The 14,012-nt window shown below is 55.7% G+C and carries 15 protein-coding genes; 9 read left to right on the forward strand and 6 right to left on the reverse strand.

The window, feature by feature from the left end; genetic code table 11:
- Positions 1-152 precede the first annotated feature (152 nt).
- Positions 153-1,283, reverse strand: a complete 1,131-nt coding sequence (locus tag M3A44_08230; GenBank protein MEQ6341630.1) for an HD domain-containing protein — start codon at positions 1,281-1,283, stop codon at positions 153-155.
- Positions 1,284-1,849: 566 nt separating this feature from the next.
- Here M3A44_08230 and M3A44_08235 point away from each other — a divergent pair.
- From M3A44_08235 to M3A44_08245, 3 genes are all read left to right on the forward strand, one after another.
- On the forward strand, positions 1,850-2,308 hold the full coding sequence (locus M3A44_08235; protein MEQ6341631.1) for an SET domain-containing protein-lysine N-methyltransferase: 459 nt from the start codon (positions 1,850-1,852) through the stop codon (positions 2,306-2,308).
- A gap of 225 nt (positions 2,309-2,533) precedes the next feature.
- Positions 2,534-3,007, forward strand: a complete 474-nt coding sequence (locus tag M3A44_08240) for a sigma D regulator (protein ID MEQ6341632.1) — start codon at positions 2,534-2,536, stop codon at positions 3,005-3,007.
- Between the two features lie 39 nt (positions 3,008-3,046).
- Positions 3,047-3,820 (forward strand): 1-acyl-sn-glycerol-3-phosphate acyltransferase, encoded by a 774-nt coding sequence (locus M3A44_08245; GenBank protein ID MEQ6341633.1) that lies wholly within the window; start codon positions 3,047-3,049, stop codon positions 3,818-3,820.
- 43 nt (positions 3,821-3,863) lie between these two features.
- Here M3A44_08245 and acs read toward each other — a convergent pair whose 3' ends face one another.
- On the reverse strand, positions 3,864-5,831 hold the full coding sequence (gene acs / locus M3A44_08250) for an acetate--CoA ligase (GenBank protein ID MEQ6341634.1): 1,968 nt from the start codon (positions 5,829-5,831) through the stop codon (positions 3,864-3,866).
- Positions 5,832-6,169: 338 nt separating this feature from the next.
- Between acs and M3A44_08255 the strand changes: the two genes are divergently transcribed.
- Positions 6,170-6,448, forward strand: a complete 279-nt coding sequence (locus tag M3A44_08255; GenBank protein MEQ6341635.1) for a DUF3579 domain-containing protein — start codon at positions 6,170-6,172, stop codon at positions 6,446-6,448.
- Positions 6,449-6,536: 88 nt separating this feature from the next.
- On the opposite strand, the gene dksA is transcribed toward M3A44_08255, so the two are convergent.
- Positions 6,537-6,989, reverse strand: coding sequence for an RNA polymerase-binding protein DksA (dksA, locus tag M3A44_08260; GenBank protein ID MEQ6341636.1), 453 nt, complete (start codon positions 6,987-6,989; stop codon positions 6,537-6,539).
- 184 nt (positions 6,990-7,173) lie between these two features.
- Between dksA and M3A44_08265 the strand changes: the two genes are divergently transcribed.
- Positions 7,174-7,932: an HAD family hydrolase gene (locus tag M3A44_08265; protein ID MEQ6341637.1), complete on the forward strand. Its 759-nt coding sequence runs from the start codon at positions 7,174-7,176 to the stop codon at positions 7,930-7,932.
- Positions 7,933-7,935: 3 nt separating this feature from the next.
- Here the strand turns inward: M3A44_08265 and M3A44_08270 are convergent, their stop codons facing one another.
- Genes M3A44_08270 through hslO form a run of 3 tightly spaced genes read right to left on the reverse strand, consistent with a single transcriptional unit; the run spans position 7,936 to position 10,560 of the window.
- Positions 7,936-9,213, reverse strand: a complete 1,278-nt coding sequence (locus M3A44_08270; protein ID MEQ6341638.1) for an FGGY-family carbohydrate kinase — start codon at positions 9,211-9,213, stop codon at positions 7,936-7,938.
- A 33-nt stretch (positions 9,214-9,246) separates the two neighbouring features.
- Entirely contained in the window at positions 9,247-9,636 is a 390-nt protein-coding gene (queF, locus tag M3A44_08275) for a preQ(1) synthase (GenBank protein ID MEQ6341639.1), read from the reverse strand.
- Positions 9,637-9,687: 51 nt separating this feature from the next.
- Positions 9,688-10,560, reverse strand: coding sequence for an Hsp33 family molecular chaperone HslO (gene hslO, locus M3A44_08280; GenBank protein ID MEQ6341640.1), 873 nt, complete (start codon positions 10,558-10,560; stop codon positions 9,688-9,690).
- A gap of 535 nt (positions 10,561-11,095) precedes the next feature.
- On the opposite strand from hslO, the gene M3A44_08285 reads away from it, so the two are divergent.
- From M3A44_08285 to porA, 4 genes are all read left to right on the forward strand, one after another.
- Positions 11,096-11,392: a PilZ domain-containing protein gene (locus M3A44_08285; GenBank protein ID MEQ6341641.1), complete on the forward strand. Its 297-nt coding sequence runs from the start codon at positions 11,096-11,098 to the stop codon at positions 11,390-11,392.
- 83 nt (positions 11,393-11,475) lie between these two features.
- On the forward strand, positions 11,476-11,919 hold the full coding sequence (locus tag M3A44_08290) for a hypothetical protein (GenBank protein ID MEQ6341642.1): 444 nt from the start codon (positions 11,476-11,478) through the stop codon (positions 11,917-11,919).
- A 15-nt stretch (positions 11,920-11,934) separates the two neighbouring features.
- On the forward strand, positions 11,935-12,501 hold the full coding sequence (locus M3A44_08295; GenBank protein ID MEQ6341643.1) for a 2-oxoacid:acceptor oxidoreductase family protein: 567 nt from the start codon (positions 11,935-11,937) through the stop codon (positions 12,499-12,501).
- 266 nt (positions 12,502-12,767) lie between these two features.
- Positions 12,768-13,940, forward strand: a complete 1,173-nt coding sequence (gene porA / locus M3A44_08300) for a pyruvate ferredoxin oxidoreductase (protein ID MEQ6341644.1) — start codon at positions 12,768-12,770, stop codon at positions 13,938-13,940.
- Positions 13,941-14,012: the final 72 nt, after the last annotated feature.

Raw genomic sequence — 14,012 nt, forward strand, 5'->3', positions numbered from 1 at the left:
GCTGATAATGTGGCTTGCACGCCGCGCTTCACTTGCTTGTGTTCCTCTGTTAGAAAATGTTGATCGTCCGCTGTCAGGAAGCACGAATGGCGGCATTCGGGGCTAAAGCACATCTGATACAGCCTGTCAGATCAAGTGCTGACTACTACATCTTATCCAAGAGAGTCTTCACTGAACGCTTGCTGGATGTCTTCCACCTCAGCGCGACTTTGTATCAAGGCATCCACACAGTTCCTGTCTAGCTTGAGGCCGCTCAAGCTTTGCAGCATGGTGTACGCCTCCTGGTTGCTCCATGCCTGCTTGTAAGGGCGGCGACTGGTGAGGGCGTCGAAAATATCCGCTACCGCAACGATGCGCGCTTCCAAGGGTATCTCCTCGCCACTGCGTCCGTTGGGGTAGCCCGAGCCATCCAGCGTCTCGTGATGAAATTCGGCGATGTTGCGCAGCATGTCGATGTGTGGCATCCCGCTCAGCTTGAAGTTGCCCAGCATGCGATCAATCAGCTCCCGTCCGCGCAAGGTATGGGTCTGCATGAGCTTGCGTTCGTCCGTGGTCAGATCTCCGGGCTTGAGCAACACATCGTCCGGAATGCCGATCTTGCCTATGTCATGTAGTGGAGAAAAGACGAAAATCTTCTCCACAAATTCATCGGACAGATTTTCTTTTTCCGCCAGTTTTGAGGCGATGAGCCGGGCATAGCGCGACATGCGGTCCAAATGTGAGCCCGTCTCACTGTCTCGCACATGGGCCATGTCTCGGGCCGTTTTCACAGTCGCCAGGAGAGTCTGGATGGAGGAGAGCTCGTGGATGATGGCGAGCGAGATCAAATGTCCGAAAGGGTCGAGTTGGCGCAGTACCTCCTCGGTATAGGGTGCGCTTTCATAGGAGTTGAAAAACAGAAACCCGAAGAAGCTGCCATGGCTGTACATTGGCATGGTATAGCTGGCGTGATAACCCTGACGGGCAATGCGCTGGGTGTGCTCGTGCTCGCCGTCGTTGAATATCGTGAGATCGTTCACCACTCGCGGTCGGCCCTTTGCCAGAATCTCCTGCAACGATTTGGATTCTGTAAGCCTGGTCTGATAGTGAGCCAGCGGCTGGTCGCCGCTGCTGCTGTGGATGAAGGTCTTCAGTAGGTCGGTTTTGGGATCATAGAGGGCCGCGGCGATGCGGGCGATAAAGGGAAACCGCTCCTTCAATGCAGCATGGATAAACTCCAGTTTCTCCGCCAGGCCGATGCTCTGATCAATTGGAGTAAGCCTGTCCTCATGTTCGAATAACATCCGTTTCCCCTTCGCAGTATCGCTTGTGCGTGTTTAATACGCACAATCCGGGCCATTCTATCCAGTGCGTGTTATGAGATCAATCGATTGATAAGCAATGGTTTATCCTTAAAACCTCTTTTTGTCCACGAAAAACACGAAATTCACGAAATAAAACAAAAACATGGATTGCTTCAGCAATTCACCGGATGGGTGGCAAGTAACACGCGATATGCACTTGAATATTTTCGTGTTTTTTCGTGAATTTCGTGGATAACTGAGTTTTTTAGGTTTATTTATTTTTTTCGTCACGTCAGGGGTGACGCTATTCCGACATGTATGGGAAGGCGGGGCATCGCCAGTGGAAAATCATTCATGCACAATACCGCTTGATTTGTGTCGGTCGAGGGTGGATGTGGGATATCCTAATCGGTATTAGGTTTGACCCGGTAATCTAAACATCCACCAGGAGATGTGGGCGTCTAAACTTCAGTCGGTTTGATATTGCTTGATGGTAATATAAGGACGGAAGTTGGGGAGGGCGCAAGGTTTCTGGTCTTGTGGAGCATTGTTCAAAGGAGTTTCGCATGACAAAGGTTGTCCTTAAAACCAGCGCTTCGCACGGCAAAGGGGTGTTTGCCTGTGGACCGATAGCGAAAGGGGAGCGGATAGTGACATTTACTGGCCCTGTGTGGAACGCTGCACAAGCCGATTTCAGTACCTATCATTTGCAAATTGGCGAGGATTTATATCTCGGCCCCTCGGAGGATCTGGACGATTACGTGAACCATTCCTGTCAGCCCAATGGCGGGTTTGACGATGGCCTTGATCTTGTGGCGTTACGGGATATCCTGCCGGGTGAGGAGATTACCTGGGATTACGGCACGGCGATTGATGAGTCCGATTTCGAAGGCTTTTCTTGCCAATGTGGGGCGCCGTCGTGCCGGGGGCAGGTAGTTTCGTTTCGTCATCTGCCACGCACCGTTCAGGAACAGTTGCGTCCCTGGCTGCTTCCCTACCTGAAGGCGAAGTATTTTGGAGTCTAGCAGCCTTTTTGTCCGCGAAAGATGTAGAGTGTATGGCGTAATTTTTGCAATCTCCATATTTCAAATTAGAAATGCCTGTTTTTTGACGGCATCCCACCGGAATCCCCGTGAAGGGGGCAATGAGGCCATTGCATTGTCACCTTTACGGGGATTCCGGGTGTGGCAATGGCATAAGCTTCACGGTCTATGCACTAACTTATTGATGTTATTGATTGGAGGGGGAAAATGGTGTCCGCAAATGAAATGAATGAAGCCGTCCAGGACGACCGCAGGGCGCGGTCACTCAAGATGATCAAAAAACTCGTGGACCTGCGCACCGAAACCCTGGTGCTCTTTAACGAATTGGCGCGTCAGAAGCCTTTTCGTAAAGAGTCCGGTGCTCCAGAATTACTGCAAAAGTTCTGTGAGTCGCTGATCGATTACACGGCGGATGGTCATTTTCAATTATATCGGCACATTGCCGAAAAAACGGAGCGTCGCTCTGGTGTGGTAAAGATTGCAGATCAGATCTATCCGCGCATTCTGAATACCACCGAAACCATCCTTGCGTTTAACGGAAAATATGATTCCCTTGAGCACAGCGGACAGCTTGAACACCTGGATGTTGATTTGTCACGCCTGGGTGAGAACCTCGCGGATCGCATTGATCTGGAAGATCGCTTGATCAACGTGCTGAGTGAAGCGCGCGCGCCTCGTTAAGGTTCTGCCCATGGGTCCTTTTCGGTATGGTGCCGAACCATGCTGAAAATGCACGTGCGCCGAACCCAGCGGCTGGTTCGCCTGGTGTGGCATGTCATGGTGGGGGCGGGCATTTCTTACCTGGTTTTATTCCCGCTTAACGCTATTGGGCGCGATCCTCAGCGCCCTCGCCAGCGAGTGATAGTTCGTTGGTGGATGGCGAAGACATGCCACATTCTTAATCTGCGTATTCGTAAGGTAGGCGTGATGAACACCGCGCCTACCCTCTTTGTGGCCAATCATATTTCGTGGCTGGATATTCCCTGCCTCACCTCGGCGCTTGATGCCGTCTGTGTTTCCAAGCAGGAAGTGCGGCGGTGGCCCGTGGTGGGGGGCATGGCGGCGCAGGCGGGTACGCTGTTCATCCAGCGCGGAGCGCATGCCGCAAGTGGCGTGGCGGATCGAATGGCCAGGAATTTGATGGACAAGAGGAGCGTGGTCTTCTTCCCTGAAGGGACATCGACCAGTGGTGCAACGGTGCGCAACTTCCATCCCCGTCTTTATCAGGCGGCGATCCACGCGCAGACGGTGGTGCAGGCGGTGGCGATTTCCTACCCTCATCCGGCGGGCGTAAATCCAGTGGCGCCCTATATCAATGATGACAACCTGTTGCATCACCTTTGGGTGTTGCTGAAAGAGCCGTCAGTCGAAGTCTGTTTGACGTTCTGCCCTCCGGTCCTCGCTGAGAGTGGCCGCCGCGCATTGGCGGTGGATACCCGCAGTCAGATCCTGTCCGCCCTGACAAAACCACCGGAGTATGTCGGCAATAAGTAAATCAGGCTGCGGACAGCCTGATGCGCCTCATAACAAATGGCTCTTACTCCTTCCCTTGTAACTGCAACAGAATAGACTCGTTTTCCAGGGTCGACGTGTCCTGGGTGATCTCCTCGCCGCGCGCGATGGTGCGCAATAAGCGGCGCATGATCTTGCCGGAACGGGTTTTGGGTAGATTGTCGGCATAGCGGATGTCATCAGGTTTTGCGATGGGTCCGATCTGCTCGCTCACCCAGGTGCGTAGCTCGCCGGTTAATGCTGCGTCGATTCCGCCTTCGGGCCGTTTGCCTCTGAGAACGACATAGGCAAAAATGCCCTCGCCCTTGATCTCGTCTGGGCGTCCTACTACTGCCGCTTCGGCGACGCGCGGGTGGGCGACCAGCGCCGATTCGATTTCCATCGTACCCAAGCGATGGCCGGAGACCTTGATCACGTCATCGGCACGGCCCATGATCCAAAAATAGCCATCCTGGTCACGCCGCGCGCTGTCACCGGCGAGATAATATTTGCCGCCGAATTTGCCCCAATACGTGCTGACATAGCGCGGATCGTCACCCCAAATGGTGCGCAGCATGGAGGGCCAGGGTTTTTTGATTACCAGATAGCCGCCCTTGTCGGGCTGGGTGATGCTGTTGCCTTGCTCGTCCACCACGTCTGCGGCGATGCCCGGCAGGGGTAGGGTGCAGGAGCCGGGTTTGGTGGGCATGGCTCCGGGGATGGGGGCAATCATGTGGCAGCCGGTCTCCGTTTGCCACCAAGTGTCAACTATGGGGCAGCGCTCTTGGCCGATGATGTGGTGATACCACATCCAGGCCTCGGGATTGATGGGCTCGCCTACGGTACCTAGCAGGCGCAGGCTGGAGAGGTCATGCCGGGCGGGGAGGGCGTCTCCCAGTTTCATCAGGGCGCGGATTGCCGTGGGCGCGGTATAGAAGATGGTTACCTTGTGACGTTCGCAGATATCCCAGAAACGCCCGCCATCGGGCACGGTAGGCGCACCCTCATACATCAGCATGGTCGCGCCGACCGCAAGAGGCCCGTAGGCAACGTAAGTGTGCCCGGTGATCCAGCCAATATCGGCAGTACACCAGAAAAGATCGTTATCCTGGATGTCGAACACCCATTTCATGGTGGTGATGGCGCCGAGCAGATAGCCGCCGCTGGAGTGCTGGATGCCCTTGGGTTTGCCGGTGGAGCCGGAGGTGTAGAGCAGGAATAAGGGATGTTCGCTGTCCACCCAGGCGGGTTCGCATTGCTCGCCTGCATCGGCGACGGCGTCAGTCCACCAGATGTCGCGGCCCGCGTGCATGTCGATGTCATGACCAGTGCGGCGGCAGACAATCACGTGTTCGATGGTTGGACAGCCTTTGTTCAAGGCCTTATCGGCGGCGGCCTTGAGTTCCACAATCTTTCCGCCACGGTGGCCACCGTCCGCGGTGATCAGCATTCTTGCGCCGGCATCCTCGATGCGATCCTTGAGGGATTCCGCTGAGAACCCGCCGAACACCACGGAATGGATTGCGCCGATGCGGGCGCAGGCCTGCATGGCAATCACCGCATCGGGGATCATAGGCATATAGATCACTACCCGGTCGCCGTGAGTAATGCCGATGTTTTTCAAGGCGTTGGAAAAACGACATACCTCGCGGTGCAGTTCGGTGTAGCTAAGGCGCCGGGTATCACCCTGCTCACCCTCAAAAACGATGGCGGTCTTTTGACCATGCTGCGCCAGATGGCGATCCAGGCAGTTATAGGAGACGTTCAGCAGGCCATCATGGAACCAGCGGAAGTGCGGCGCTCGTGAGCTGTCGAGTACGCTCTGGAAGGGGCGTTGCCAGGTGATTTCCTGGCGCGCCAAACCAGCCCAGAAGTTTTCGTGATCATCCTCAGCCTGATGTTGAAGCGCTTGGAGTTGCTCGCGGGTGTTGATGCGGGCTTGGGCGGAAAATGTCGCGGGTGGCTGAAAGAGACGCTCTTCATGCAGGGTAGACTCGATGTTTTCACTGGTCATTGTTTCTTCAGTCATGAATGTTGTCCCTTGATAGCTTTAATAAATATGACTTAATCCGCTGCGTTGTGGCAATGGCTGCGCCATTTTGATGCTTGATTGACGGTTAGGTAGCTGGTTGCATCTGCCTGCCTGGAACATTACCTTAAAATAAAACTCTAATATGGTGGCAAGGTGATTTGCCCGGCTAAAACTCCGCTGGTACAGGCCGATAACATTGCACGCGTTGAGACTATCACGCGCCATTCACTGTATAATGTTTTAGATTATTTCAGCAGATCTGTCTTTGGCAAGGTTTATGTCTTTAATCTGCGTGATCTAGTTTTTTGTATAGGACGAAAATGTCGAAACAAGCAAAATTAGTTATTGAAAGTGTGGTCGAAGACGGGCGAAAGTTCCGCCCCAGCGACTGGATTGAGCGTATCTCAACAACCTTGGCCAATTTTGGCCCCGATCACCGCTTGCATTACGATGAGAGCGTGCAGCCGCGCGTTATCAATGGCGAGAAATGCCTGGTAGTGGATAAGTCCTTGCAGCAAAGCAACCCGGCGGCGTTTGATTACATCCTGAGTTTTGTTCATGCCAACCGCTTGAGGGTTCACGAGGAAGTGCTGGGATAGGGTCGAGGCAGCGGCAATCTGAATTCGTTGCTAACATCTGCGGGTTGGGAACGCTCCGTTCCCAACCCGTCTCCGGTCAGGCTACTTCTTAGCCAGCCATCTGCTTTTCACGGATTTCATCCAAAGTTTTGCAGTCAATGCACAGCGTTGCCGTGGGACGCGCTTCCAGGCGTTTAATCCCGATCTCAATGCCGCAAGCGTCGCAGTAGCCGTATTCGCTGGCCTCAAGCTTCTGCAAGGCTTCCTCGATCTTCTTGATGAGCCTGCGCTCCCGATCCCGTGCACGCAGTTCCATGGTGAAGTCGGATTCCTGTGTGGCGCGGTCATTGGGGTCTGGGAAATTGGCAGCTTCATCCTGCATGTAGTGCATGGTGCGATCTACTTCTTGCATCAGCTCCTGCTTCCACGCCTCTAAAATGGCGTGAAAGTGCGCAACCTGATCCTCGTTCATGTATTCCTCACCCTTTTTTTCCTTATAGGGTGTGAATCCTTTGAATCCTTCAGCGGAGCTTTTCACGGTTTTGTTCTTTGTGGCGGGCATGTCTTGATTTCCTTCGAAACACTACTTAAAACAAAGTTATATACCAGAACATTATCACATAATCAAGCCGCTGCTTGGGCCGCACGCTCAAGTGTAACAAGTGGCGGGCGCATGATATTGTATTTATTCTACTTTCCTATACTATTTCGCAACTTTAACTTTTTCATATGACAGGATGCTGACAATGACGAAACTTGCTGCGCTGATTTTTGATGTGGATGGTACCCTGGCCGATACCGAGCGTGACGGTCATCGTCCCGCCTTTAATACCGCTTTTTCCGAGGCAGGCCTGGATTGGGACTGGACGGTGGATTTGTATGGAGAATTGCTCGCGATTACAGGTGGCAAGGAGCGCATCCGGCACTATATTGACAATTTTTCCCCCATCTTGCCGGAGAGCGCCCATGCGGATCTTGATGGATTTATTGCTGGCCTGCATCTGGCTAAAAACCGTCATTACGCGCAACTGCTGGGCGGCGGCAAGATTCCATTGCGGCCTGGTGTGAGACGCCTGCTGGACGCTGCGCGCGCGGCGGGGATGCGTCTGGCGATATCTACTACTACTTCGCCAGAGAACGTCATTGCGCTGCTTGATCATACCTTGGGTGGCGACAGTGCCTCCTGGTTTGAGGTGATCGCCGCCGGTGATGTCGTGCCCGCAAAAAAGCCCGCACCGGATATTTACCATTATGCTATGCAGGCCATGGGGCTTGCCCCTGAACAATGCCTCGCCTTCGAAGATTCGGAAAACGGTCTGAAATCTGCGGTGGGCGCGGGATTGCGGACCATTGTCACGGTGAATGAGTATACCGAAAGCGGTGATTTCCCGGATGCCGTGCTGGTGGTGGATCATCTGGGCGAGCCAGACCGGCCGATGCGGGTGCTGACAGGCAATGCCCATGGTGCGACGTGTGTGGATATGGACTTGCTGGGTCGTCTTTAGGGTTTATAGGCACTCGCGACAGGCCAGCAGCGCCGCGCCGTAGGCGGCGTCTTGCTGGGTCGCATCAAGCATAGGAACGCCGAGCAGGTGTCCGCGCATCCGTGTCCATGCGGTGTTGCACGCACCGCCGCCAGTGGTGCGTACCGATGGTGGGTAGGGTGCACCGAGTTCGGCGAGCCGTTGGTAACCCTGCCTTTCGATGCGTGCGATACTTTCCAGTATGCCCTGGAAAAACAGCACATTGTCAGACGGGCGAGGTATCAGGCGTGGCACTAGTGCAGGATCGCACTCAGGGAAGCGCTCTCCCGGCGCGGGCAATGGGTAGTAGTCAAGGCCGGTGGGCTGATCCGGTTCTAATAAGTGCGTCATTGAGTTGATCTGCTGCTGGTCGAAAAACTGCCGTAGCACGGCACCGCCACTGTTCGAGGCGCCACCCGCCAGCCACAGGTCGCCCAGCCGGTGGCTGTATACACCATAGGCAGGTGCGAACACCGGGTGCGGGGAGACGATTTTAAGCACCAGAGTAGAACCCAGCGAGGTGACGGCCTCCCCCGACGAACGAGCGCCAGTGGCGAGGAAGGCAGCGATGCTGTCGGTGGTGCCTGCTACCACACGGGTGGAGGACGGTAGTCCGAACTCACGGCCGATATCCGCCGTCACGGTGCCGATGAGCGTGCCGGGCGGAACCACCTCCGGCAGCAACTCGCGCTGCACGCCAAGAGTATCCAGCCACTCCGGCCATGTCCGCCGCACGGCATCGTAGCCAAGTTTCAGGCAATTATTTTCATCGCTTACGCCGAAGTGGCCGCTCAGGTTTCCTGCGATCCAGTCTGCCTGGTGCAGGGCGTGTCTGGCGTGTGCCATGCCGGGTTGTTGTTGCAGATAGAGTAGCTTGGCCAGCGCCGAGGTTGCACCATGGGCGGCGCTGTCGGGTGGGGCGAGGGCGGCGATGAGCGCCGCTTCGGTCTTGCCGCGTGCATCGTTATACATCAGCGCGGGACCCAGGGGTATGCCATCGGCATCGGTGAGCAGCAAGGTGGCGGAGGTGCCATCCACGGCCATGGCGCGTACCTGTTGCGCCGGGACAGTGTTCAACAGATCATGAAGGGCGTCCCGCACCGCCTGCCACCAAAGTTGCGGCTCCTGTTCGACGGCTTCGGCCCGCCGTAGCGGTGCGGGTAATGAGACGGCGCTGTGCCCATGCACCTTGCCATCAGCGTCGATGGCGATGGCGCGGCAGCCGGAGGTGCCGAGGTCGATGCCGATATAAAGTGCCGGCATACCTTTAGAGGCCGTGGCTATATTCCCAGCCGTTTAGGGCAGGGTGACCGGGGCAGGCGGAACCCACACGTCGCTGCGATGTTCGGCCACCACGGTAGTATAAACCCCGCCACGCACGTTGAATTCGGCTGTGATGCGCATGAAATGAGGTTCGCAGGCGCGCACCAGATCGTCGAGGATGCGATTGGTCACTGCCTCGTGAAATGCGCCCTCGTCACGGTAAGACCATATGTAGAGCTTCAGTGACTTGAGCTCTACGCAGCGTAAATTGGGCACATAGTCGATGTTGATCGTGGCGAAATCCGGTTGGCCGGTTTTGGGGCACAGGCAGGTGAACTCAGGTGTATGAATGCGTATCGTATAGTCACGCCCCGGCGTGGGGTTGTCGAAAGTCTCGATCTCTTTAGTAGGCTGGGTGGTCATGGGCTGTGTGGCTCTCGCGTCAAAAAATTGCGGATATTATACCTTGCCTGATCAGTGGTGGGTTGAGGATACTTCCGGCGCGGTTGCTGAGGCGAAGATAAGTTCTGCGTCTATGAGGTCCAGCTCGTAATGCTGGCCGCAAAATTCGCAATCCATCTTGACGGCGCCCTGTTCGTGAAGAATGGATTGCACCTCTTCGTGGCCGAGCATGCGTAACATGTCGGTGACGCGCTCTCGCGAACACGAGCAGCGGAAACTGACCGGTTCGCCATCAAACATCCGGATGTCTTCCTCATGGTACAGCCTGTGGACGATCTCGGGAGCGGGGAGTCGCAGCAGCTCTGCTTGCGTGATGGTCGAGCCGAGATGCACGGCGCGCGGCCAGGCGTCTTCGTCGTCCTGCTCGCCCGGCAGTCTTTGCAGGAGCATTCCGGCTACTTGGGTTGCATCGGAAGCGAGCCAAAGGCGGGTATCGAGTTGTTCAGAGCGTGTCAGATAATTTTCCAGCACCTCTGCCACGCTGTTTCCTTCCAGCTCGACGATACCCTGATAACGCTCAGTGCCTTCGGCTGGACTAATGGTGATTAACAGGCGCCCATTGCCCATCATCTCCGCAAGCGGCGCGGCCCGCACATCTTCAGTCCAGTGAGCTATGGCGCGCAAGGTGCGGTTGCTGGTGCATTCCACCACCAGCAACGGCACAGTGCCATTACCCTGTATTTGCATGATGAGCGAACCCGTGAATTTCAGGGTTGCCGAGAGCAGCATTGCGGCCGCAGCCATTTCGCCGAGCAGGTCGCGCACCGCCGGGGGGTAGGCGCGCCGCGCCAGCACGGCACGCCAGGTGGCGTCTAGCCGCACAATTTCGCCGCGAATCGGCGCCTGTTCAAAGATAAAGCGTTGCAGAGTGTCGTTGGCCTGCATGGTGGTTCCTCTCGGGGTAACATGCTCTTCAATATATCACTTGGGGTGCCCGTTTGAGGACTTTTCTGACAAATCATCACTAACTCCTTATTACTCTTTGGGTTTATTGGTTATGCACAAAATCTGTGGATAACTCTGTGGAGGATTGAGTGGTAATTGCGCCAAAACCGCACCATTGTCAGGTTTGTGACAAAATGGTGACAAATCACACTTCGTATAAAAATCAATTAATATCATGAAGTTAAAGAATATTAGAAAATGCTTTATGAGAATGTGACGGTTTTTGATGTGCTACAGAAAAGCCCTTCGCTTATTGTGCATAACAAGCTGGTTCTAGTCTAAAAGTGCAATACGAATATGTTCGCGTATTCAGCCCTAATGTTGTGGTCGACTTTAAGTGGCGGATTACCAGCCAACTGTTTCACAAGTGCCGTGACTTTTTTAGTTTTTTCTTGATCTAGATCAAGAAATGTTTCATCAGGATTTGGTTTACTAGAGCCTAGGAGATATCTGTTAATTTAAGAAGGGGAGTGCTATGGAACATCGTTGCAATCGGCGTCAACCATTGGCGGGTGATGTGGTGCTTTATCATGGCGAGCAGTCTTTTCCCCTGTGCAAGGTTCGAAACGTCAGTTCGGGGGGCATGCTCCTGGAAATGCCGATGGGGATTCTTCCCCAGGGTGTGCTGGTGGATGTGATTCACAATGTGCCGGGCGAGGGGCGGCGGCGGTTGCGGGCGCAGGTGGTACACAGGACGGGACGGCATGTGGGGTTAATGTTCCTGAATGATAACGCTGGCACTTCAATTATGAATGTGGCGGCGGTCGCTTGATAGGGTGATGGCTGACTAGGTGTGGATGAGGGGTCATGAAAGCGGCTGAGACACAGGTAAAAGATCCTGTGTGCGGGATATGGGTGGACGGGCACCAAAACGAGATTGAATATCTCCAGATGCATTTCGCCTTTTGCTCCCCGCAATGCCAGGAAAGTTTCATGGCTCATCCTCGCTTGTACATCGGCTACCCAGGCCAGAAAGCGCCGATGCAGGAGGGGCAAGAAATTATTAAGAGGCGGCGCATACGCTTGGGGACAAGGCTTTCTTCCGAGGGTGAGTTGATTCTCGTCGATGCGTTGCGGGCAATAATGGGAGTGCGAGAGATCAAGGTCGATGGTGATCTGCTGGAGATTAGCTATGATTTGCTGCAGGTGACCGCTGTACAGATCGAGGCGTTGTTGGGCGAGATCGGCGTGCGTCTGGGTGAGGGTTGGGGAGATCGTCTGCGCCGGGTATTTGTTCACGATAGCGAGGAGTGGGAGATAGAGAGCCTTGAAGTGACACCGCTTCGGCATTGGCTCTAAAACGCGGGAGTTCGGATGATCGAGGTGCGGATTCACGGGCGTGGTGGTCAGGGTAACGTTGTTGCCGCCTATCTTCTGGCCAGCGCCGCTATTATAGAAGGGCTATTCGCGCAGGCGTTTCCCGCCTTTGGCGCGGAGCGGCGTGGCGCGCCGGTGACAGCCTTTGTGCGTGTCGCCGGACAGGCCGTCCGGCGCCGATGCCAAGTGCGCCAACCTGACTTTCTCATTATTCAGGATGAGGCGCTGCTCCATGTGCCGGGTGTGACTGAAGGCTTGCGTGCGGGGGGCGGTATCCTTGTGAATAGCGCACAGGGTTCCGCTGAACTCAGCGCCGTATCAGGGAAGGATGTGATTTCCCTGCCCGCCACTGCTCTGGCAAATCAATTTCTTGGTAAGCCTGTCCCGAATACCGCCTTGCTGGCGGCCTTTCTCACCCTCATGGAGTTGCTGCCGCTGGAGGCGCTAGTCAAGGCCCTCGGTCAGCGCTTCAAAGGCGAGGTGTTGGAAAACAATGTCCGGCTGATTCACGCCGCCGCAAGTGGGGTGACACCGGGGTTGTGGAGGCTAAGGGCCTATCCGTGAATAAATCATCCCTGCGTTGCTGCCCAAAAACACGCCAGGCAAGGCGCGAGACGCGATGTTTGGTGATTCCAAATGAGCGGCGAGCAACGCCGCATGGCGTGTTTTGGGGCGCAACCCGAAGGGACGGGGCCGGTTTTGCGCAGTGCGGCGTCACGCTTCGCTCATGTGCAACAAGCACACTACACTCAGCGTTCCTTGCCCTGCGCAAAACCGGCCTCCGTCGCAGGGATGATTTATTCACGGATAGGCCCTAGGGGAGACGCGAGATGCTGCAAGCGCTTGAAGGTTCCCAAGCCATTGCCCAAGCGGTGGCGCTGTGCCGCCCGCAGGTAGTTGCCGCCTATCCCATTACACCTCAGACCCACATTGTGGAGGGCCTCGCCAGATTGATCGCGGACGGGAAGTTGCAGTGTGAACTGGTCAGCGTGGAGAGTGAGTTTTCCGCCGCTTCAGTGGCGCTGGGTGCTGTGGCGGCTGGGTCGCGCGCCTATACCGCGAGCGCCTCGCAGGGAATCTTGCTGATGAGCGAGGTGTTGTACAACATCGCCGGGTTGCGAGTTCCGTTGGTGATGACCTGCGCCAACCGTGCGGTGTCCGCGCCGCTGTCGATCTGGAATGATCAGCAGGATTCCATGGCGGTGCGCGACGCCGGGTGGATCCAGCTCTATTGCGCTGATAATCAGGAGGCTGTGGATACTACCGTTCAGGCTTACCGAATTGCTGAACGTACTGAATTGCCGGTGATGGTGTGCGTGGATGGTTTCACGCTTACCCATACGCTGGAACCGCTCGAGATACCGTCCCAGGATCAGGTGGATGCCTTCCTGCCACCGTTCCACTTTGCGCGTACGCTCGATCCATTGCATCCGATCAGCTCCGGCACACTGGTTTCGCCGGAATATTACACCGAGGCGCGTCATGCCCACCATCAGGCGTTACTGCGCGCCAAGGATGAGATTGTAGCTGCGGACAGTGACTGGGCGGTGCTGACCGGACGTGTCAGCGGCGGCCTATTGGAGGTGGATGGACCAGACGATGCCCGAGTAGCGATACTGACCTTGGGATCCGTGTTCGGCACCCTGCTCGATGCGCGCGAGGAATACCCGCAACTGGGGTCTGTGAAATTGATCAAACTGCGCGCATTCCGCCCGTTTCCGATCGAGGCATTGCAGCAGGTTTGTATGGGCCTGTCCGATGTGATCGTACTGGAACGGGCGCTTTCGCCCGGCAGTGGGGGAATCGTCGGCGCGGAGGTGCGCGCTGCCCTGACGGAGCTGTCTGCCGCGCCGCAGGTGCATAATTTCGCTGTTGGCTTGGGCGGCCGCGATGTGCCGCTGGATATTTATCCACGCTTGCTGGCGGCTATTCGGTCTGCCTCCCCGGTGCGGTTTGCCATCCTGGATGTGGAGCTGGATAAATTAACGGTCGAGGACCGGTAGTTAAATAATCGGTTATAGCGGATGTGTACTGGTGGTTCAATCCCGCCGCTACGCAGTCTGATCCATGTTGAT

It is taken from the genome of Gammaproteobacteria bacterium, assembly GCA_040183005.1.
Lineage (GTDB): Bacteria > Pseudomonadota > Gammaproteobacteria.

Coding starts and splice junctions, on each gene's coding strand:
- M3A44_08230 (MEQ6341630.1), bottom strand. CDS start 1,283: ATGTTATTCGAACATGAGGACAGGCTTACTCCAATTGATCAGAGCATC.
- M3A44_08235 (MEQ6341631.1), top strand. CDS start 1,850: ATGACAAAGGTTGTCCTTAAAACCAGCGCTTCGCACGGCAAAGGGGTG.
- M3A44_08240 (MEQ6341632.1), top strand. CDS start 2,534: ATGGTGTCCGCAAATGAAATGAATGAAGCCGTCCAGGACGACCGCAGG.
- M3A44_08245 (MEQ6341633.1), top strand. CDS start 3,047: ATGCTGAAAATGCACGTGCGCCGAACCCAGCGGCTGGTTCGCCTGGTG.
- acs (MEQ6341634.1), bottom strand. CDS start 5,831: ATGACCAGTGAAAACATCGAGTCTACCCTGCATGAAGAGCGTCTCTTT.
- M3A44_08255 (MEQ6341635.1), top strand. CDS start 6,170: ATGTCGAAACAAGCAAAATTAGTTATTGAAAGTGTGGTCGAAGACGGG.
- dksA (MEQ6341636.1), bottom strand. CDS start 6,989: ATGCCCGCCACAAAGAACAAAACCGTGAAAAGCTCCGCTGAAGGATTC.
- M3A44_08265 (MEQ6341637.1), top strand. CDS start 7,174: ATGACGAAACTTGCTGCGCTGATTTTTGATGTGGATGGTACCCTGGCC.
- M3A44_08270 (MEQ6341638.1), bottom strand. CDS start 9,213: ATGCCGGCACTTTATATCGGCATCGACCTCGGCACCTCCGGCTGCCGC.
- queF (MEQ6341639.1), bottom strand. CDS start 9,636: ATGACCACCCAGCCTACTAAAGAGATCGAGACTTTCGACAACCCCACG.
- hslO (MEQ6341640.1), bottom strand. CDS start 10,560: ATGCAGGCCAACGACACTCTGCAACGCTTTATCTTTGAACAGGCGCCG.
- M3A44_08285 (MEQ6341641.1), top strand. CDS start 11,096: ATGGAACATCGTTGCAATCGGCGTCAACCATTGGCGGGTGATGTGGTG.
- M3A44_08295 (MEQ6341643.1), top strand. CDS start 11,935: ATGATCGAGGTGCGGATTCACGGGCGTGGTGGTCAGGGTAACGTTGTT.
- porA (MEQ6341644.1), top strand. CDS start 12,768: ATGCTGCAAGCGCTTGAAGGTTCCCAAGCCATTGCCCAAGCGGTGGCG.